This window comes from Marmoricola endophyticus, assembly GCF_014644415.1.
Lineage (GTDB): Bacteria > Actinomycetota > Actinomycetes > Propionibacteriales > Nocardioidaceae > Marmoricola > Marmoricola endophyticus.
Window position 1 is genome coordinate 1,739,827 of the sequence record NZ_BMKQ01000001.1, and the last position, 17,793, is coordinate 1,757,619.

Annotated in this window: 22 protein-coding genes; 5 read left to right on the forward strand and 17 right to left on the reverse strand. The window is 71.1% G+C overall.

Going from position 1 to position 17,793, the window contains the following annotated elements; translation table 11 throughout:
* Positions 1-52: 52 nt before the first annotated feature.
* From IEX42_RS08470 to IEX42_RS08490, 5 genes are all read right to left on the reverse strand, one after another.
* Positions 53-694, reverse strand: a complete 642-nt coding sequence (locus tag IEX42_RS08470; RefSeq protein ID WP_188779384.1) for a NeuD/PglB/VioB family sugar acetyltransferase — start codon at positions 692-694, stop codon at positions 53-55.
* Positions 691-1,284: a sugar transferase gene (locus IEX42_RS08475; RefSeq protein WP_188779385.1), complete on the reverse strand. Its 594-nt coding sequence runs from the start codon at positions 1,282-1,284 to the stop codon at positions 691-693. The genes IEX42_RS08470 and IEX42_RS08475 overlap by 4 nt, the downstream gene beginning before the upstream one ends.
* Positions 1,281-2,414 (reverse strand): DegT/DnrJ/EryC1/StrS family aminotransferase, encoded by a 1,134-nt coding sequence (locus tag IEX42_RS08480; RefSeq protein ID WP_188779386.1) that lies wholly within the window; start codon positions 2,412-2,414, stop codon positions 1,281-1,283. The genes IEX42_RS08475 and IEX42_RS08480 overlap by 4 nt, the downstream gene beginning before the upstream one ends.
* Positions 2,415-2,466: 52 nt before the next feature.
* Positions 2,467-4,320 (reverse strand): nucleoside-diphosphate sugar epimerase/dehydratase, encoded by a 1,854-nt coding sequence (locus tag IEX42_RS08485; RefSeq protein WP_229660719.1) that lies wholly within the window; start codon positions 4,318-4,320, stop codon positions 2,467-2,469.
* A gap of 73 nt (positions 4,321-4,393) precedes the next feature.
* Positions 4,394-4,945, reverse strand: coding sequence for a VanZ family protein (locus IEX42_RS08490; RefSeq protein WP_188779387.1), 552 nt, complete (start codon positions 4,943-4,945; stop codon positions 4,394-4,396).
* Between the two features lie 130 nt (positions 4,946-5,075).
* Here IEX42_RS08490 and IEX42_RS08495 point away from each other — a divergent pair, with 130 nt between their 5' ends.
* Complete coding sequence (locus IEX42_RS08495; RefSeq protein WP_188779388.1) at positions 5,076-6,776, forward strand: tyrosine-protein kinase domain-containing protein; 1,701 nt, start codon at positions 5,076-5,078, stop codon at positions 6,774-6,776.
* Positions 6,777-6,803: 27 nt separating this feature from the next.
* Here IEX42_RS08495 and ygfZ read toward each other — a convergent pair whose 3' ends face one another.
* The 4 genes from ygfZ to IEX42_RS08515 are packed head-to-tail and all read right to left on the reverse strand — an operon-like array spanning position 6,804 to position 9,196.
* Positions 6,804-7,760 (reverse strand): CAF17-like 4Fe-4S cluster assembly/insertion protein YgfZ, encoded by a 957-nt coding sequence (ygfZ, locus tag IEX42_RS08500; RefSeq protein ID WP_188779389.1) that lies wholly within the window; start codon positions 7,758-7,760, stop codon positions 6,804-6,806.
* 52 nt (positions 7,761-7,812) lie between these two features.
* Positions 7,813-8,175 carry a phosphomannose isomerase type II C-terminal cupin domain gene (locus IEX42_RS08505; protein WP_188779390.1) on the reverse strand — a complete coding sequence of 121 codons (363 nt, stop codon included), beginning with the start codon at positions 8,173-8,175 and terminating at the stop codon, positions 7,813-7,815.
* A gap of 53 nt (positions 8,176-8,228) precedes the next feature.
* Positions 8,229-8,693, reverse strand: a complete 465-nt coding sequence (locus IEX42_RS08510; RefSeq protein ID WP_229660720.1) for a Fur family transcriptional regulator — start codon at positions 8,691-8,693, stop codon at positions 8,229-8,231.
* Positions 8,694-8,695: 2 nt separating this feature from the next.
* Entirely contained in the window at positions 8,696-9,196 is a 501-nt protein-coding gene (locus tag IEX42_RS08515; protein ID WP_188779391.1) for a heme-binding beta-barrel domain-containing protein, read from the reverse strand.
* Positions 9,197-9,257: 61 nt separating this feature from the next.
* On the opposite strand from IEX42_RS08515, the gene IEX42_RS08520 reads away from it, so the two are divergent.
* On the forward strand, positions 9,258-9,614 hold the full coding sequence (locus tag IEX42_RS08520; RefSeq protein WP_188779392.1) for a DsrE family protein: 357 nt from the start codon (positions 9,258-9,260) through the stop codon (positions 9,612-9,614).
* Positions 9,615-9,636: 22 nt separating this feature from the next.
* On the opposite strand, the gene IEX42_RS08525 is transcribed toward IEX42_RS08520, so the two are convergent.
* Entirely contained in the window at positions 9,637-10,743 is a 1,107-nt protein-coding gene (locus tag IEX42_RS08525; RefSeq protein WP_188779393.1) for an LCP family protein, read from the reverse strand.
* Between the two features lie 83 nt (positions 10,744-10,826).
* Between IEX42_RS08525 and IEX42_RS08530 the strand changes: the two genes are divergently transcribed.
* A complete protein-coding gene (locus IEX42_RS08530; protein ID WP_188779394.1) occupies positions 10,827-11,363 on the forward strand; it encodes an arsenate reductase/protein-tyrosine-phosphatase family protein in 537 nt (178 codons plus the stop codon).
* A 5-nt stretch (positions 11,364-11,368) separates the two neighbouring features.
* On the opposite strand, the gene IEX42_RS08535 is transcribed toward IEX42_RS08530, so the two are convergent.
* The 6 genes from IEX42_RS08535 to IEX42_RS08560 all read right to left on the reverse strand — a co-directional run bounded on the left by IEX42_RS08535 (position 11,369) and on the right by IEX42_RS08560 (position 14,909).
* Entirely contained in the window at positions 11,369-12,109 is a 741-nt protein-coding gene (locus tag IEX42_RS08535; RefSeq protein ID WP_188779395.1) for a hypothetical protein, read from the reverse strand.
* Positions 12,110-12,203: 94 nt separating this feature from the next.
* Positions 12,204-12,500: a DUF1416 domain-containing protein gene (locus IEX42_RS08540; RefSeq protein WP_188779396.1), complete on the reverse strand. Its 297-nt coding sequence runs from the start codon at positions 12,498-12,500 to the stop codon at positions 12,204-12,206.
* Complete coding sequence (locus IEX42_RS08545; RefSeq protein ID WP_188779397.1) at positions 12,500-13,348, reverse strand: sulfurtransferase; 849 nt, start codon at positions 13,346-13,348, stop codon at positions 12,500-12,502. The genes IEX42_RS08540 and IEX42_RS08545 overlap by 1 nt, the downstream gene beginning before the upstream one ends.
* Positions 13,349-13,401: 53 nt before the next feature.
* On the reverse strand, positions 13,402-13,875 hold the full coding sequence (locus tag IEX42_RS08550; RefSeq protein WP_188779398.1) for a DUF4395 domain-containing protein: 474 nt from the start codon (positions 13,873-13,875) through the stop codon (positions 13,402-13,404).
* A gap of 254 nt (positions 13,876-14,129) precedes the next feature.
* Positions 14,130-14,564, reverse strand: coding sequence for a TlpA family protein disulfide reductase (locus IEX42_RS08555; protein ID WP_188779399.1), 435 nt, complete (start codon positions 14,562-14,564; stop codon positions 14,130-14,132).
* 54 nt (positions 14,565-14,618) lie between these two features.
* On the reverse strand, positions 14,619-14,909 hold the full coding sequence (locus IEX42_RS08560) for a MoaD/ThiS family protein (protein ID WP_188779400.1): 291 nt from the start codon (positions 14,907-14,909) through the stop codon (positions 14,619-14,621).
* Positions 14,910-15,020: 111 nt separating this feature from the next.
* Between IEX42_RS08560 and IEX42_RS08565 the strand changes: the two genes are divergently transcribed.
* Both IEX42_RS08565 and mshD read left to right on the forward strand, forming a co-directional pair.
* The gene (locus IEX42_RS08565) at positions 15,021-15,740 is read left to right on the forward strand and encodes a winged helix-turn-helix transcriptional regulator (protein ID WP_188779401.1); all 720 of its coding nucleotides are present in this window, start codon (positions 15,021-15,023) and stop codon (positions 15,738-15,740) included.
* Positions 15,741-15,771: 31 nt separating this feature from the next.
* A complete protein-coding gene (gene mshD / locus IEX42_RS08570) occupies positions 15,772-16,674 on the forward strand; it encodes a mycothiol synthase (protein WP_188779402.1) in 903 nt (300 codons plus the stop codon).
* Between the two features lie 7 nt (positions 16,675-16,681).
* Here mshD and IEX42_RS08575 read toward each other — a convergent pair whose 3' ends face one another.
* Complete coding sequence (locus IEX42_RS08575) at positions 16,682-17,737, reverse strand: alpha/beta hydrolase (protein WP_229660721.1); 1,056 nt, start codon at positions 17,735-17,737, stop codon at positions 16,682-16,684.
* Positions 17,738-17,793 lie beyond the last annotated feature (56 nt).

A 17,793-nucleotide genomic window follows, 5' to 3' on the forward strand; every position in this document is an offset into this window, starting at 1 on the left:
CGGATGCCTTCCAACAGCTCGTTTCCAGATGATCTTCGGGTCTGACGTGACTTCACCGTGCGGGCACGCCGCGAACGGTCACCCCGGGCTCGACGTCACGGGTGACACATGCCCCCGCGCCGACGAACCCGCCGTCACCGATTCTCACACCCGGAAGAATGGTCGCATTGGTGCCGACACGGGAGGCATACCCCAACGTGCAGTCGCCAGACACGACGGCCGACGGGTGCAACGTCGCAAGACGCTTGAGATTACAGTCGTGCCCTACTTGCACCGCACGATCGACGACTACATGGTCTCCCACATCGATGTTGCACGCGAGCTGGGCGTAGGCGGCCACGATGACCCCTCGGCCGAGGGTGACCGCCCTTCCCAATGCTGCCGTGGGATGCACCAAAGTAGCAGCGCGAGCGTCGTCGTTCAGCCTCTCCGCCACACCCGCCCGTGCGGTCGGGGATCCGATGGCGATAACGAACATGCAATCTCGGCGGCTCAAATGTCGACCTTCAATACTGCCGAGAATTGGCACCTGCATAGCGTCTGAACGCCGAATATTGTCTTCTGACGGGTTGTCGTCCAGGAAACCGATGAGGTTCCAGCGTCGCGCTGGGAGCGAGGAGTTGATCGCGTCGACTATCCCGACGGCTTCTCGCCCCAAGCCACCGCACCCGATGATCGCTAAGTCGCGGCTCATTGGGCTCTCCCTCTGAACTCTGGCATGGTCGCGCTGCCTTCGGCCACCACGCCGTCGCGTCGCAAGACCCGCGACACGGTCGCTCCCAAGATCATTGCGTCCAACAGGAGGGTATGCGTGTCGACGTACCGCACGTCGAGCTTGAGACGGTCGTCCCAACTGACCGCGTTTCTCCCAGACACCTGAGCCAGCCCAGTCACCCCGGGTCTGACCTCGTGCCGCCGAGCCTGTTCACTGGTATACCGGCCGAGGTACTCGGGAAGCAGAGGCCGCGGACCGACCAAGGACATGTCGCCCCGCAGCACGTTGACCAGGGTCGGCAGCTCGTCGAGGCTGCTGCTGCGCAGAACCCTGCCCAGAGAAGTCATCCGGTCGGCATCCGAGGCAAGCCCTTCACCTGGCTCGGCGAGCCGCATGGTCCGGAACTTGACCAACGTGAACAGCTCGCCGTGTAATCCCGGCCTCACCTGTCGGAAGAGAACGGGCGAGCCCAGTCTCCTGCGCACCAGGAGGGCGACGACCACCTGGATGGGAGCCGTCGCGACCAGGAGCACTGCAGCAGCGATGACGTCCACTGCCCGCTTGATCATGCCCGGTCACCGAGGAAAGCACGGATGGCGGCGCAGACACGCTGACGGTCGTCGGCGGACATGGCCGACCCGCTGGGCAGGTTCAGGCCCTCTGTGAAGAGCCGGTCAGAGACCCCGCTGAGATAGGCAGGCTTGTCCTTGTAGACGGGCTGCAGGTGCATCGGCTTCCACAACGGCCTCGTCTCGATGTCCTCGGCGGCCAGCGACTCCAGGAGGTCGCCCGCGCTCCACCCCGTCGTGGCGCTGTCGACGAGGATGCTCGTCAACCAGCAGTTGTCGTCTGTGTCCGCCGGGTGGCCGAGCACGCGCACACCCGCGGTGTCGGCGAAGAGGTCGACATAGGTGCTGCGGTGGTCACGACGGCGCGCGATCATCGCATCGAGACGGGTGAGCTGCGCGCGACCGACCGCAGCGAGCAGGTTCGACAAGCGGTAGTTGTACCCCACCTCGCGGTGCTCGTAGTGGATCGCGGGCTCTCGCGCCTGCGTCGACAGGAACCGCACGTGTTCGGCCAGCGCCTCGTCGTTCGAGAGCAGCATGCCGCCGCCGGACGTCGTCATCACCTTGTTGCCGTTGAACGAGAGCGCAGCGGCGTCGCCCCAGGCACCTGCGGGCACGCCGGAGTGATGCGCACCGAAGGACTCGGCAGCGTCGGAGAGCACGCGCAGCTCGTGTCGGGCGGCGACCTCGCCGACCGCTGCGTAGTCGACGCACTTGCCCAGGAGGTCCACCGGCACCACGGCGGGCACGCGGTGGCCCGAGCGGCGCAGATCGGTGATGGCCTCGTCCAGCAGCGCTGCGTCGATGTTCCCCGTCTCGGGGTCGCTGTCGACGAAGACCGGCGTCGCGCCCGTGTAGACGATCGCGTTCGCGGTGGCGGCGAACGTCAAGGTCGAGGTCGGCACCATGTCTCCCGTTCCCACCCCCCACGACACCAGCGCCAGGTGCAGCGCCGCCGTGCCGGAGGAGAGGGCGACGGCGTGAGCGACACCCACACGGGCGGCCACCTCACGCTCGAAGGCGTCCACGTGAGGTCCGAGCGGGGCGATCCACCCGGATCGGACCGCATCGACGACGTACTCCTCCTCGAGCTCACCGACGTCCGGCGCAGACAGCAGGACGCGGCTCATCGTGCTCCGTACGGGAATGGCGCGGACGAGCAGCGGGCGCGGCAGCTCTGTGTCATGGGCGGGTCCCGACGGTGGGCCCGGTCTGCTGAGGGAGGTGGGCAAGGTCGAGACAGGCCCTCGAGAGCACGGCAGCCAGCTCGCCGGCACTGCCCCAGGAGGGGAGCTCCCGCGCCAGCAGGGGGGCGTAGGCCGGCACCGCCGTGTGGGAGATGAGGGGATGAGCGCCGCGCTGGTCCGACTCGCCGACCGCGAAGAGCTCCTCGTGCATCTTCTCCCCTGGACGCAGCCCGGTGTAGACGATCTCGATCGGTCGGTCAGCCAGCTCGATCAGCTGCCTGGCGACGGCGTCGATGCTGACCGGCTGACCCATGTCCAGCACGAGCGCCTCGCCGTCGCGTCCGACCGCGCCGGCCTGGATCACCAGCTGAACAGCCTCGGCGATGGTCATGAAGTAGCGAGTGACCTCCGGATCGGTCACGGTCACCGGGCCGCCGGCTTCGATCTGCGCAGAGAACGCAGTCAGGACGGAGCCGCGGCTGCCCAGCACGTTGCCGAAGCGCACGCTGAGGAACGTCCCGGCGGTCTCGGCGGCGACGGCGGCGGTCAGTCCCTCGGCCAGGCGCTTGGAGTAGCCCAGCACCGAGCACGGGTTCGCGGCCTTGTCGGTCGAGATGTTGACGAACCGCTCGACACCGACCTCCTGAGCGGCACGGAGCACGTTGAGAGTGCCCCACACGTTCGTCTTGATCGCCTCGGCGGGTGCCTTCTCCAGCAGGGGCAGGTGCTTCAGCGCGGCGGCGTGGAAGACGACCTCGGGCTCCCGACGGGCGAACATCTCCCGCACGAAGGCGTCGTCCCGAATGTCACCGAGGACGAGGTCGTCGCCTTCGAGCAGCGCCCGCCCGGTGATGCTCAGCTGCACGGCGTGCAGCGCGGACTCGTCGCGGTCCAGCATGATCAGCTCGGCCGGCGCGAACTCGTGCAGCTGTCGGCACAGCTCGGAGCCGATCGACCCGCCGGCGCCCGTCACCAGGACCCGCTTGCCGCGGACGTAGCCGGCGATCGAGGAGACGTCGGTGTCGATCACGCGACGCCCCAGCAGGTCCGCCACGTCGAGGTCGCGGATGTCGCCGACCCCGGCGTGGCTGCCGTGCAGCAGGTCGTCGACGCTGGGCAGGATCTTCGTCTCCAGGCCGGCCGCCGTCGTGGAGGCGGCGAGCCTGCGCACCACCTCGGCGGAGGCGCTGGGGATGGCGATCACCGCGGTGGTCGCGTCGACGCGATCGAGCACCCTGTCCAGCTGCTCGCTGCTGCCCAGCACGGCGACGCCGCGGTATCGGCGGTGCCGCTTGGCCGGGTCGTCGTCGACGAACCCCACCGGCTTCCACGGGCTGTGCGCGTCGGTGATCATCGACAGCACCAGCTGCCGGCCGGCCTCGCCTGCGCCGATCACCAGCGTGGGCACGTCACCGGAGCGACTGACTCGTCGCTGGTCACGCATGATCCGGCGGATGCCACGGCCCCACAGCATGAAGGTGAGCGCCAGGAGCGGCCCGGCAAGCAGCAGCACCCCGTTGCCCGACGGCCGCGCGATCAGCACGACGATGAGGCAGGCGATGCCCGTGAACGCGGCGGTCGTGGTCACCAGAACCACGTCCTCGAAGCTGCCGATGCTGGTACGTCCCTGATGCAACCGGAGCGTGGCTCCCGCAAGCAGGAAGAGCACCGCGCAACCGATGCCCATCGCCAGTGCCATGGGGATCGTCGTGCCACGGGAGTCGCCGATCAGACGCTGCAGCGCGACCAGTCCAACGTAGCCCGACAACCAGCTGAGGGCGTCGAAGGCCATGAGAAGTGCCGTCTTGGAGGACGGGGAGAGCGGCTGGCCGTTCCAGTTACGTCTCACACCAGACTCCCCACGTCGCGGTCCGCGCGTCACCGTACACGTTGAACCTGGCAACAACAGCGCGAAACCAGTGTTACTGGTGTGGCGGCGGTTCGCGGTTTTCGATGGGAATGCCACCTTTCCGGGCTGTGCGCCGGCTCCCGACCTCGCGGGACCTTCTCGGTCCTCGCGCGACCAGGGCGCCCACGAGAGCACCGAGGAACGCACCCGCGGTGTTGGTCACCACGTCGACGGCCTGGGCCGAGCGCGCCGGCAGCCAGATCGCCTGCACCACCTCGACGCCGAGCGAGACCACGAAGCCCGCCGCCGTCCAGTCCCGCCACCCCGGACGCGGCCACACGACGGAGGCCAGCAGCGTCGCCGGCACCACCATGGCGGTGTTGAGCACCGCCTCGACACGACCAGGGACGACCAGGTCGGCAGGCACGCCGACCGCGGTGAGCACGTCGGCGACCCTCGCGACCACGTCCGAGGCCATGGAGGGCTGAGGTGAGAGGGTCGCCACGGCGAGCAGGCCGAGGTAGGCCACGAGCAGCAGCGCCGCCAGCGCCCTCAGGGGTCGAGAGACGCTCAGGCGGACGTCGGCGGGGGCATCGTCGGTGGACGACCCGGAGACGCTGCGCACCGTCGAATTCTAGGTCGCCGACCCCGACGGCGCCGCGGGGTGAGCCGTGCGCACGGGTCGATCGCCTAGGCTCTGCTCCCGAGTGCGCGACCTCGGGCCGCGTGGTGCCGATCACAGACGGATGGCGAACGTGGAGCTTCGGGATTACCTGCGCATCGTGCGACGCCGCTGGCGGGTGATCCTCGCCTGCCTCGTGCTCGTCGTCGCGGTCGCCGGCGTGCTCACCGCGAGAGCCACTCCGCAGTACCAGTCCTCGACGCAGCTCTTCGTCTCCTCGGCGCAGAGCTCGGGCGACGACGACTCCTCGGGCAGCGCCTACCAGGGTGGTCTGGCAGCGACCCAGCGCGTCACGTCGTACGCCCAGCTCGTCACTCAGGGCGAGCTGACGAGCCAGGTGATCGACGACCTCGACCTCGACCTCACCCCGAGCCAGCTGGCGGAGAAGATCACCGCCACGGCACAGCCCGACACCGTGCTGCTGAAGATCCAGGTCACCGACCCCGACCCGAAGCTGGCGCAGCGGATCTGCGGGGCGCTGGCCACGGACCTGCAGGCCACGATCAAGGACATCGAGACGCCGCCGGGGATGAAGCGGCCGCTGCTCAAGGGCACCATCACCGACCCGGCCTCGCTGCCCACCTCACCGGTCTCCCCGCAGGTCGAGCGCAACATCGGCCTCGCCGTCGTGCTCGGGCTGCTGCTCGGTCTGGGGCTCGCCGTGGTCCGCGAGCTGCTCGACACCTCCGTCAAGACCGCCGAGCAGGTCTCCGACACCCTCGAGGCACCCGTCGTCGGAGGGGTGTCCTTCGACTCCGCGATCGCCAAGCACCCGCTGGTGACCGACCTCAGCAGCCACGCGCCCCGCGTCGAGGCCTTCCGTGTGCTCCGCACCAACCTGCAGTTCGTCGACATCGACTCGGGCTCCAAGGTCATCGTCTTCACCAGCTCGGTGCCCGGTGAGGGCAAGTCGACGACCTCCGTCAACGTCGCGCTCAGCATGGCCCAGGCCGGACAACGAGTCCTGCTGGTCGACGGCGACCTCCGTCGCCCGCAGGTCGCTAACCTGCTCGAGCTCGAGCCGGCCGTCGGGGTCACGACCGTCCTGCTGGGCCGGGTCGACCTGGCCGAGGCGGTGCAGCGGCACAGCAGCGGCCTGGAGGTGCTCACCAGCGGGTCGACGCCCCCCAACCCCGCAGAGCTCCTCCAGTCCCGGGCCATGGCCGAGCTCCTGACCCGGCTCCGTGACGAGTACGACGTCGTCATCGTCGACTCGCCCCCGCTGCTCCCGGTCACCGACGCCGCCCTGATGGCCAACCAGACCGACGGAGCGATCCTCGTCGTACGACACGGGTCGACCACGCGCGACCAGCTCTCCGGTGCGGCCGAGCGTCTGCGCGCGGTCGGTGCGAGACCGCTGGGCGCGGTCCTCAACCGGGTCCCGGCCAAGGGCGGCCGGTACGGCTACGGCTACGGGTACGGCTACGGCTACGCGCCGGACCTCACGGGCCACGCCAAGAGTCGCCGCGCGCGGCGGCGCGACCGGCGGCGCAACGAGCCCTCGACCCCGCCGCCGGAGATCTTCACCGACCCGCAGCCCGAGCCTGCCCCGGAGTCCGCGTCCTGGAGCGCCCCGGAGCCGCAGACGGCTCAGGAGCCCTCGCCCCAGTACGCCGAACCGCAGCAGCTCGCGCCTCGCATGCCTCCGCCCCCCTCGCCGCGGCCCGACGATGAGCGGCGGCGTCAGGACTGGGACGCACGCTGGCCCCCCGACGAGACCGAGTGGGACGCTCCCGCTCAGCCCGAGGAGGAGTACTGGGGCCCGCGGAGCTGACCGGAGGATCCGGGCGTCCCCACCGGGCTACGAGCGGCCCAGGTTCGGCCTCACGTGCATGCCCACCTCGGGGTCGACGAGCATCTCCTGCGCGACGGGCATCCCCTCGGCGTCCAGAGCGGCATCGAGGGGCACGTTGCGCTTGACCAGTCCGAGGGCGATCGGCCCCAGCTCGTGGTGCCGGGCCGCACTGCCGACGAAGCCGGACGCACGACCGTCGTAGGTCAGCGGCGTGCCGGGCTCCGGCAACCGGTTCTCCGACCCGTCCAGGTGCAGCAGCGTCAGCCTGCGCGGCGGGCGGCCCAGCGTGTGCACCCGGGCCACCGTCTCCTGACCCCGGTAGCAGCCCTTGTCGAGATGGACCGCCGAGTGCGCGGTGTCGCCCACCCAGCCCAGCTCGTTGGGGATGCTCCGCGCGTCGGTGTCCACGCCGAGGCGCGGCTCACCCCGCTCGATGCGCAGCGCCTCGTGGGCCCAGAGACCGCACGCCGAGCCCGCCGCCTGCGCGTACGTCGTCAGCTCGGTGCGCGGCAGCAGGGAGTACTCCCCACGCCGCCAGACGGTCGCCACCTCGTCGGTGACGTCGGCGACCTCCACCCGCATCATGAAGCGCATCCGGTTCAGGAAGTCCACCAGCGCCGGCGCCGAACCGGGCTCGACGTGAGCGGTGAACACCTCCCCGTCGTCGCTGCCCTGCATCGCGTGCTCGACGTGACCCTGGGGCGACAGCACGAGTGCCCACACCGAGCGTCCCGGCTCGAGGCCCTCGAACTGCTGCGTCGTCAGCGAGTGCAGGTACGCCAGCCGGTCCGGGCCACCGACCCGGACGACACCACGGTGCGAGAGGTCGACGTACCCCTCCCCCGCGACCAGTGCCCGTTGCTCGGTGTGGAAGGACCCGTAGTGCGCCGCGACGCCGGCGTCGCGGCCGTCTGCGGCGACGGCCCCCTCCAGGGACAGCAGCGGGCTCGCGTCGGTGCTCATGACGGGTCCAACGAGCACCGACCGGTGAGGATTCCGGCCGACGACGTGCCGATCAGGAGACGGCGGTCCCGCGACGGCCGTAGTCGTCCTCGTACCGGACGATGTCGTCCTCGCCGGTGTAGGAGCCCATCTGCACCTCGACGATCACCAGGTCGACGTCGCCCTCGTTGGCGATCCGGTGCTTGGCGCCCTTCGGGACGTCGATCGACTCCTCGGTACGGACGACGACCGTGTCGTCCCCGACGGTGCACGTCGCGGTGCCGGCGATGACCACCCAGTGCTCCGAGCGGTGCTCGTGCGTCTGGAGCGAGAGCCGCGAGTGCGGGTTCACGTGGATCCGCTTGATCTTGTAGCCGTCCTCCACGTCGATGACGTGCCACTCGCCCCACGGGCGGACCTCCGAGTCCAGTGACATCGCGCTCGAGCCTCTCGTTGCCGGGTTCCTACTTCGCGAACGGGCTCATGGTCTCAGATGTCGGCGCAGTCCGGGCAGGTTCCGAACACGGTGAGGTGACCCACATCGAGGGCGAACCCGTCGTACCTCTCGGCCAGTAGCGCCGCGAAGGCAGTGACGTCGTCCGCGCTCGCGGTCAGCACCCGGCCGCACCGGTGGCAGACCAGGTGGAAGTGCTCGTGCCCGCTGGTCGAGTGGTAGGTCGGGGTGCGGCTCTCGATGTGAGCGTGCCGGATGACGCCGAGCTCGTCGAGCAGCTCGAGCGTGCGGTAGACGGTGGAGAGGTTGACCGCCTCCGACTGCCTGCGCACCTCGGCGTAGACCTGCTCGGGCGTCGCGTGGCCCAGCGCCTCCACGGCCGCCAGGACCAGCTCGCGCTGCGGGGTGAGTCGGTACCCCCGGGCACGGAGATCCGCCTTCCAGCCCGCGGCTCCGTGCGCGGCCGGGGCCGGCACGGGCACGTCCCCGGCGTCCGCCACGGCTACTGCCTGACCAGCTGCGCGTGCATGAAGGGCTGCAGCTCGTGACCGCCGGCGGTCTTGTCGTGGGCGTAGAGCAGGTCGCCGTTGACGTAGCCGTAGAGGCGCTTGCCGCCGGCGTACTCCTCTGCGGTGGCCGTGCGCGCGACCGCGTCGGTGACGATCTCGAAGCGGGGTTGCTCGGGGTGCAGCTCGCCGTACCAGACGTCGACCACCCCGGTGCTGTGGCTCAGCACGACCTCGAGCTTCCCGTCGGGCTGCGGACGCAGGAAGCCGGTCTCCTGCTCGAACTCCCGGACCAGCTCCCCCTGCTCGTCGACCACCCAGGTGCGGCTCATGTAGTGGATGAAGGGTCGCCCGTCCTGCTGGAAGATCAGCTCCTGACCGAACTGGAAGGGCTCGATGTCGGCGTACTCGCCGTGACCGTTGCCGGCCCAGCGGCCGAGGATCCAGGCGAGCCGAGCGACGTCGGGATGCAGGTTCTCAGGGATCTCGAACGGCATCGGGCCATCGTAGGACGTCGGACGCGGTGGCTCGGTCGAGCCCGCTGGGTAGGTTGCGGGCATGACACGTCCACTGGTGGTGAAGCTGACCGCCGGGCTCGAGGCACCCGAGCGCGCGAACCAGGCGTTCACCGTCGCCGCGGCCGCCGTGGCCGCCGGCGCGCCGGTCTCGATGTGGCTGACCGGCGAGGCGGTCTGGTTCGCCGTCCCGGGTCGGGCCGAGGAGCTCCGGCTGGAGCTGGCGACGCCGCTCCCGGACCTGCTCGGCGTGCTCGGGGGGAGTCTCACCGTCTGCACCCAGTGCGCGCAGCGCCGTGACCTGGTCGGCGCCGACCTGCTCCCCGAGGTCCGGGTTGCGGGCGCGGCCACCTTCGTGGAGGAGGCGCTGGCCGACGACGCGCAGGCGATCGTCTACTGAGACGGCTCCGACGGCCAGGGGCTCAGCGGACCCCGGTCTTGGAGTTGAGGGTCTGCGCGCCGTCGCCGTACTTCGCCACGTAGGTGTCGAGCTCGTCGGCAGTGACCGCGCCGAAGAGCTCCTTGGTGCGGTCCACGTCCGGGATGATGACCGAACCGGCGTCGTTGGAGGCGAACCGCTTCTTCGGAGCGGTGATGAAGGTGATGTCGTCGGAGCGAAGGCCTCGCAGCGACCAGGCGAGCCCTCTGATCTGCGAGTTGGTGAACTGGCTGTCCACCGTGAGATTCGTGGTCACGGCGCGCAGCAGGTCACGGAACCGCAGCGGCTTGGTCAGGTTCCCCTTGGCCCCCGCCTGGTCCAGCGCGGCCCGCAGGAAGTTCTGCTGGCGCTGGATCCGGTCGTAGTCGCCGTTCTTGAGGCCGTACCGGGTGCGGACGTACTTGAGCGCGCGATCACCCTCCAGCGTGGTGTAGCCCTTCTGCCACACCGTGCCCTTCGAGGTCCGCGTCGTCTCCGGGACGTAGACCCGGACACCGCCCAGCGCGGTGGAGAGGTCGCGGAAGCCGTTCCAGTCGATGAGGGCCACGTGCTCCATCCGCAGGCCGGTGAACTGCTCGACGGTCTGGACGGCGAGCGACGGACCGCCGTAAGAGAAGGCGGCGTTGATCTTCTGCTTGCCGTAGCCCTGGACCGGCACGTAGCTGTCGCGCGGGATCGACACGAGATAGGCGTGCTTCCGGTCCGCCGTCAGGTGCAGCACGATCAGCGTGTCGGACCGGTGCGAGCCGGGCTTCCACTTGCCGCTGGCGACCTCCTCGGCGATCGAGTCGCCGTTGTCGCCGTTGTCCACGCCCGCGAGCAGGATGTTCATCGAGTCGTTGCTGGGAGCGGCGGGACGCCCCGCGGCCGGCGGGTCGATCGTGATGCGCGGGATCGAGCCGAGCTGGTGGTTGAGGTACAGCGCGGCGCCGCCGACGACCACGAGCAGCAGCACGAGCAGACCGGCGAACGCGCTCAGCGCCTTGTGACGTCGAGGCCAGCTCCTACGTCGGCGGACGGCGCGACCCTCGGCGGGAGCGTCGTGGTCGGTGCTCGAGAACAGGGGTCCGTCGTTGTCCAGGCGGGTCATCGAGCGCTCCTTCCGGCGAGCCGCGAACATCGTAGGCGACATGCCCCAGCCGGGCGCCGAACCTCGTGAATAGGATGTCCTGCGTGGCTTTCGTCGTGCTCACCGTCTGCGTGGGCAACGTCTGCCGCTCGCCCATGGCCGAGCGGATGCTCGCCCTGCACCTGACGTCGGCGGCCGGTGACTTCGAGGTGCACAGCGCCGGAACGCGCGCCCTGCAAGGCACCGGGATGCACCCCCAGAGCCGTGCCGATCTGGAGGCGGCCGGGGGCACGGGCGACGGGTTCGTCGCTCGCCAGCTGAACGACCCGATGATCCGCGACGCCGACCTCGTCCTCACCGCGACGACCGACGTTCGCGCGCGCGTGCTCGAGGACGTCCCCGGCGCGCTGAGACGCACGTTCACCATCCTCGACTTCGCGGCGCTGGTCGACTCTGCGCCGCGGCTGCTGCCCGCGTCGGACCTGGTGCGGGACGCGTCGGACCGGCGCTCGACGCTGCGGGACGTCGAGCACGACGTGCCGGACCCGATCAACCAGGGGCCCGAGATCTTCGCGATGGTCAGCGACCAGCTGCTCCGAGCCACCAGGACGATCGCAGCGGGGCTGACGGCGTCCCGCTGAGCGGGTCAGCCGCGGCGAGGTCCCCACAGGTAGACCGAGGCGACGGCGGTCAGGTCCGCCGGACCTGGCGTGACCGCGGACAGCCGCAGTCGTACGGCCCTGCCGCTCGCCGGCGGCACGTCGATGATCTGCGCCACCGACTGCGTGTCACCGGTCAGGTCCTGGTGGACCGTGGCTCCGTCGGCGAAGATCCAGTCGACCGCGTCGATCCGGTTGAGGGTGACCCCGGATACCGACCCGGTCGGCATCAGTCCGACCCGCGTGACGATGCTGCCCTCGGGGAGGGTCAGGTCCAGCTCCTCGCCCGTGGCCGTACCGCTGCACGCCCAGCTGGTCGAGGTGTCGCGGTCCAGGGCGTTGCCGGGGACGAACGAGACGGTCTTGCCGCCGGCGTCGGAGACGGTCGGCGGCCGGCAGGTGCTGGTGGCGAGCTGGGGGGTCAGCGGCGAGATGCCCGATCCCGTCGCCGGCGCCGACGTCGTCGTCCGAGCGGGGGTGGACGACGGGCGCCGGTGCCCGTCGGCGCGGCCGAGCGCATAGGCGCCGACCGCGATCACGAGCACGAGCAGCAGCGCCGCCGCGAGGCTCCACGCGTGACGGCGCCACCACGGGCCGCCGGGGGCCCCGCCTCCGCCCGCCCCCTCGTCGCCGTCGTCCCGGTCGCCGTGGGACGCGCTACGGAAGGCCTTCTCGTAGACGTCGGCGTACTCGGGCGGAACCTCGAAGCGCGGGCCCGGCTCAGACATGACTCCAGGACGTGAGGCGGCAGGACCGCCCAGTATTCCAGAGCCGCCCGAACCGGGCCCGCGATCGCTCGAGCACGATCGGTGCGAGGCGTTCTTAGATCTCGACCTCGAGCTCCGCGACGACGCCGGTCTGCGCCGTCACAGTGCGGTCGACGGCGTCGGACTGCGGCGCGAGCACGCGGACGGTCCACTCCCCCGGGCCCGCGAAGAACCGGAACTGCCCGGTCGCCGAGGTCGGGACCTCGGCGGTGAACTCGCCGGTGCGGTCCAGCAGCCGGACGTACGCCGGGGAGGCCGGCTCACCGCTCTTGGTCACGACGCCCTGGATGATGGCCTCCTTGGCGACGTCGATGCCGTCCAGCGAGAGCCCACCGGCGGTGGCGCCGCACATCAGGCGTCACCGGCCTCGTCGCCGAGCGTCACGGGGACGCCGACCAGCGAGCCGTACTCGGTCCAGGACCCGTCGTAGTTCTTGACGTTCTGCTGGCCGAGCAGCTCCTTGAGCACGAACCAGGTGTGCGAGGAGCGCTCACCGATGCGGCAGTAGGCGATCGTGTCCTTGTCCCAGTCGACGCCGGCCTCGGTGTAGATCTCCTTCAGCTCCTCGTCGGAGCGGAAGGTGCCGTCGTCGTTGGCCGCCTTGCTCCACGGCACGTTGGCCGCGGTGGGGATGTGGCCGGCGCGCTGGGCCTGCTCCTGCGGGAGGTGGGCGGGAGCCAGCAGCCGGCCGGCGTACTCGTCGGGGCTGCGCACGTCGACGAGGTTCTTGGTGCCGATCGCCTCGACCGTCTCGTCGCGGAACGCGCGGATCGAGGCGTCCTGCTCCTGGGCGGTGTACGACGTCGCGTCGCGCTGGGGGACCTCGTCGACCAGCTCGCGGCTGTCGAGCTCCCACTTCTTGCGGCCGCCGTCGAGCAGCTTGACGTCGGAGTGGCCGTAGAGCGTGAAGTACCAGTACGCGTAGGCGGCGAACCAGTTGTTGTTGCCGCCGTAGAGCACGACGGTGTCGTCGTTCGCGACGCCCCGGCTCGACAGGAGCTCCTCGAACTGCTGCTTGTTGACGAAGTCACGCCGGACCTGGTCCTGCAGGTCGGTGGTCCAGTCGAGCTTGATGGCGCCCTTGATGTGGCCCTTGTCGTAGGCGGAGGTGTCCTCGTCGACCTCGACGAGGACGATCTTCGGGTCGTCGAGGTGCTCCTCGACCCACTGGGCGGTGACGAGAGAGTTCTCGCGGCTCATGGTGTTCCTTCCTTCGGTGGCTTCTCGGTGGGGTGGTGCGGGACGTACGGACGTCAGGCGGTGGCCCGACGCAGGAGCAGGTAGACCTCGCAGCCCAGGCACAGGCCCGCGACGGCGTTCAGCAGGGCGGCCACGAGGGCGAGCCCGGTCGCGACGGCACCGATCGGCCCCAGCCCGGCCAGGTAGCCGACCAGGCCGACCCCGGCGAAGACCAGGCCCACGGCCTGGGCGAAGCGGAGCGGCTGCGGGTCCTCGAGCTCGGCCGGCGGTGCGAGCCGTGGCCGGACCAGACGGCGGAACACGATCGCCCACGGGCCGTGCTGCACGCCCGCCGCGGCGCCGAGCGCGAAGAGCAGCACCTGCAGCGCGAGCAGCACGACGCCGACGGGACCGGGCGCCGTCAGCAGGACCACGACGAGCACCACAGAGGTGAGCGCGGCAGCGAAGCGCGGACCGCGCGGGTCGACGGAGCTCGACGTACGAGTCGGGGCGTCGTCGAGCGCGGGTCCGAAGTACGGAGAGGTCATGACTGGTTCCTCGAGGATCGCCAAGGGCTGGACAGGGCTGAGGCCCGCCACGAGGCGGACCGACCGTGCCGCGGCGTGCTCAGGCTCGACGGCGCACGGTCAGGCGCATCGACACAGCGACGAGCGCACCCGGCACTGGTCCACCACACGGCGGCGCGTCAGCAGGACAGTCACGGTCGAGAAACTACTCAGCGGCTGCCGCACGGACACCGCGCGTCTCGACTGATGGACAGCCGTCTCGCTGTTCGAGACCTTCACGCGAGGGGCTCCAGGCTCGCGACCACGGCCTGGCGGCTCGGCGCGCCCTGCGCCCGGGACACCTCGCGACCGGACGGGTCGAGGACGAGGGTGGTCGGTGTCCGCAGGACGCCGACGCGTCGGACCAGGTCGAGGTGCTGCTCCGCGTCGACCTCCACGTGCGCGACGCCCGGCACGATCCGGGCCACCTCCGCCAGCGTCCGGCGGGTCGCCCGGCAAGGGGCGCAGAACGCCGAGGAGAACTGCAGCAGCGTGGCGCGCTCCCCCAGCGCATGGGCCCACGGCGTGCCCTCGAGCAGCCCCGGTCCCGGGACGGCCGCGGCCGTCCCCGACCGGCGCGTCCGGAAGCGACCGTCGCGCACCGCGCGCAGCGCCCAGACGCCCAGCACGGCGACCACGGCCACGACGAGGACGACGACACCTGTGCTCACGACGGGCTCAACGCGCTCGGCCCGGTGGTGTTCCCGCGCCTCGCCGGCACCTGCTCAGCCGCCGGCGAAGGGCGGCAGCAGCTGCACGGTCTGCCCCGGCTCGACCGGCACCAGCGTGAGGTCGCCCTTCCCGGCCGGGCGGTCCTCGACCAGGACCGAGCACACGCCCACCACGCGCGTGAACGCCTCGTCGTCGTGGAGCGCGACGACCCGACGCACGACCTCGGCCAGCGTGGTCGCCCCGTCGACCTCCACCACGTCGGCCTCGGTGCCGGCCGCAGCGCGGGCCGAGGCCCAGTAGCGCACCGTGACAGCGCCTTCTGCCTGGTTCGGTCCCTCGTTCACGTGCACGTTCGCTATTCTTCACCCAGCTGCCCCGTACGGGCAGGGTCGTCCGACAAGGAGGTCGGGCACATCTCGGCAGCGTGACCCCAACGAGTCGAAACGGCATCCCACGTGAGCACCGTTCTCCTCCTGACCACCTCCACCCAGCCGTCCGCAGACGTGCTGCCCTCGCTCGGCCTGCTGAACCACCAGGTCCGCGTGCTCCCCGCCGAGGGCGCGGCCCTGCTGGAGGCGCCGGACCACGACGTGGTCCTCGTCGACGGCCGCCGCGACCTGGCGCACGCCCGTGACCTGACCCGGCTGATCCGTACGACCGGCTCGGTGCAACCGGTGCTGCTCCTGGTGACCGAGGGCGGCCTGGCCGTCGTCGCCGCCGACTGGGGCATGGACGACGTGCTGCTCCCGACCGCGGGCCCGGCCGAGGTCGAGGCACGGATCCGGATGGCCACGGGCCGCCTGGCCGCGCAGGGCGAGGACGACCCCGAGGCACGGATCATCCGCTCCGGCGAGGTCGTCGTCGACGAGGCGACCTACACCGCGAAGCTGGGCAAGCGCACGCTCGACCTGACCTTCAAGGAGTTCGAGCTGCTGAAGTACCTCGCCCAGCACCCGGGCCGGGTCTTCACCCGCGAGCAGCTGCTGCAGGAGGTGTGGGGCTACGACTACTTCGGCGGCACCCGCACCGTGGACGTCCACGTGCGCCGTCTGCGAGCGAAGCTCGGCAACGACCACGAGACGCTGATCGGGACGGTGCGCAACGTCGGCTACCGCTTCGTGCTGCCTCCGAAGGACCAGAGCCGCGACACCACGCGCGACCCCGCGCGGACCTGAGCCCTCTCGGGCATCGTGAGACCCTGACCGGGTGACCGAGAGCTTCGACTGGAACGCCCCCACGGGCACCGCGGCCGACGTACGTCGCATCGCCGCGGCCGCGGACGCCGCCGACGGCGTCACCAACCTCAACGAGGCCGCGTGCCTGCACCTCAAGCACCGCGGGCTGTCCGGCGCGCAGCTCGAGCTGGCCGCCGACCCCCGCGACGGCGCCGGGGGCGGTCCCGCCGGCTTCGCGCTCCGTGTGGGCGCCGACCTCGACGTGATCGTCCACCCCGACGCCAGGGGCACGGGTGTCGGCACGACGCTGGCGCGGGCGGCGCTGGAGGGGGTCTCCACCGCGGTCGAGGCCTGGTCCCACTCCGACCACCCGGCGGCGGGACGGATCGCCGACCGCGTCGGGCTCGCGCGGGAGCGAGAGCTGTGGGTGATGCAGCGCCCGCTCGACGCGACCCTGCCCGCCGTCGACCCGCCGGCGTCGTACGTCGTCCGCGCCTTCCGCGACGGTGACGAGGAGGGCGTGCTGGAGGTCAACTCGCTGGCCTTCGCCCAGCACCCCGAGCAGGGGCACCTCACGCTCGACGACTTCCGGGAGCGTCAGGCCGAGGACTGGTTCGACCCCGCGGGCCTGCTGCTGGCGGTCGCCGCCGACGACGAGTCCCGCGTTCTCGGCTTCCACTGGACCAAGGTCCACGACGAGGGCGGCGACCGCTTCGGCGAGGTCTACGTCGTCGCGGTCGACCCGCGCTCGGCCGGGAGCGGCATCGGCACCGTGCTCACCAACGCCGGGCTCGCCCACCTGCGCGAGCGCGGACTGGACCGGGTGATCCTCTACGTCGAGGGCGACAACACCCCGGCGATCACGGTCTACGACCGTGCGGGCTTCACCCAGGCACGCGTCGAGGCGCAGTACGCCGGCGTTCCCCGGCTCTGAGGGACGCTCAGCCGAGCGCCGCGCGCACCTGCTCGGCGATCTGCAGGTTCGCTGCCCGCGACGCCTGGCCGCAGCCGACCACGTTGAAGAACCCGTGGATCAGGCCCTCGTGGCGCACGTGCGTCACCGGGGTGCCGTGCGCGGCGAGGAGGGCGGCGTACTCCTCGCCCTCGTCGCGCAGCGGGTCGAACCCCGCGGTGACCACGAACGCCGGGGCGGTCAGCGCAGGGACGTCGCGGCGCAGCACCATCGAGAGCCGCGGGTCCTCCCGCTGCGCCGGGTCGGTGAGCAGCGCCTCCTCGGCGTTGTCCATGAACCGCGCGGAGAGGTAGAAGCCCTCGGCGTACGTCCGGCGGCTGGGGGCCTGGGCCCGCGCGTCGGTCATCGGGTAGACGAGCAACTGCAGCGCGCAGCGCACCCCCGCCTCGGCCACGGTCAGCGCGACCGACGCTGCGAGGTTGCCGCCGGCGGAGTCGCCTCCCACACCGATCCGCGCCGGGTCCACGCCGAGCTCCTCGGCGTGCTGGACCGCCCAGAGGTACGACGTCACCGCGTCGTCGTGCGGGGCCGGGTACGGGTGCTCGGGCGAGAGCCGGTAGTCCACCGACAGGACCCGGACGCCGGCCTGCTCGGCGAGGAACCGGCAGGGGGCGTCGTGGGAGTCGAGGTCGCCGTACAGGAAGCCGCCCCCGTGGAAGAAGACCAGCAGGCCGGAGGGCCGGCGGTCGCCGAGCAGCGCCCGCGGGACGTAGAGCCGTGCGTCGAGGTCGCCCGCGCCCCCGCCGACCCGCAGCGCGTCGACCCGGCCCACCGGCTGGTGGCCGCCGACGGCGCGTGCCTGCCGGACCAGCAGCGGTCGAGCCTCCTCCAGCGGCTGCTCCTCGACCTTCGGCTCACCGGACACGCGCTGCAGCGTGAGCATCATCTGGGTCTCGGGCTGCAGCCGCTGGCCCTCGCGCACGACGGGTGGCCCGACCAGCCGTCGCTGCAGGGCGGGCGGCAGGTTCATCGCCAGACGCAGCACCGCCGCCTGCACGCGCTCACCGGTCGACGGACTGCTCACGGTCTGCGGCACCGTTCCTCCTGGGCTTGTGGACACCTGGCATTCACCTGCCGGTG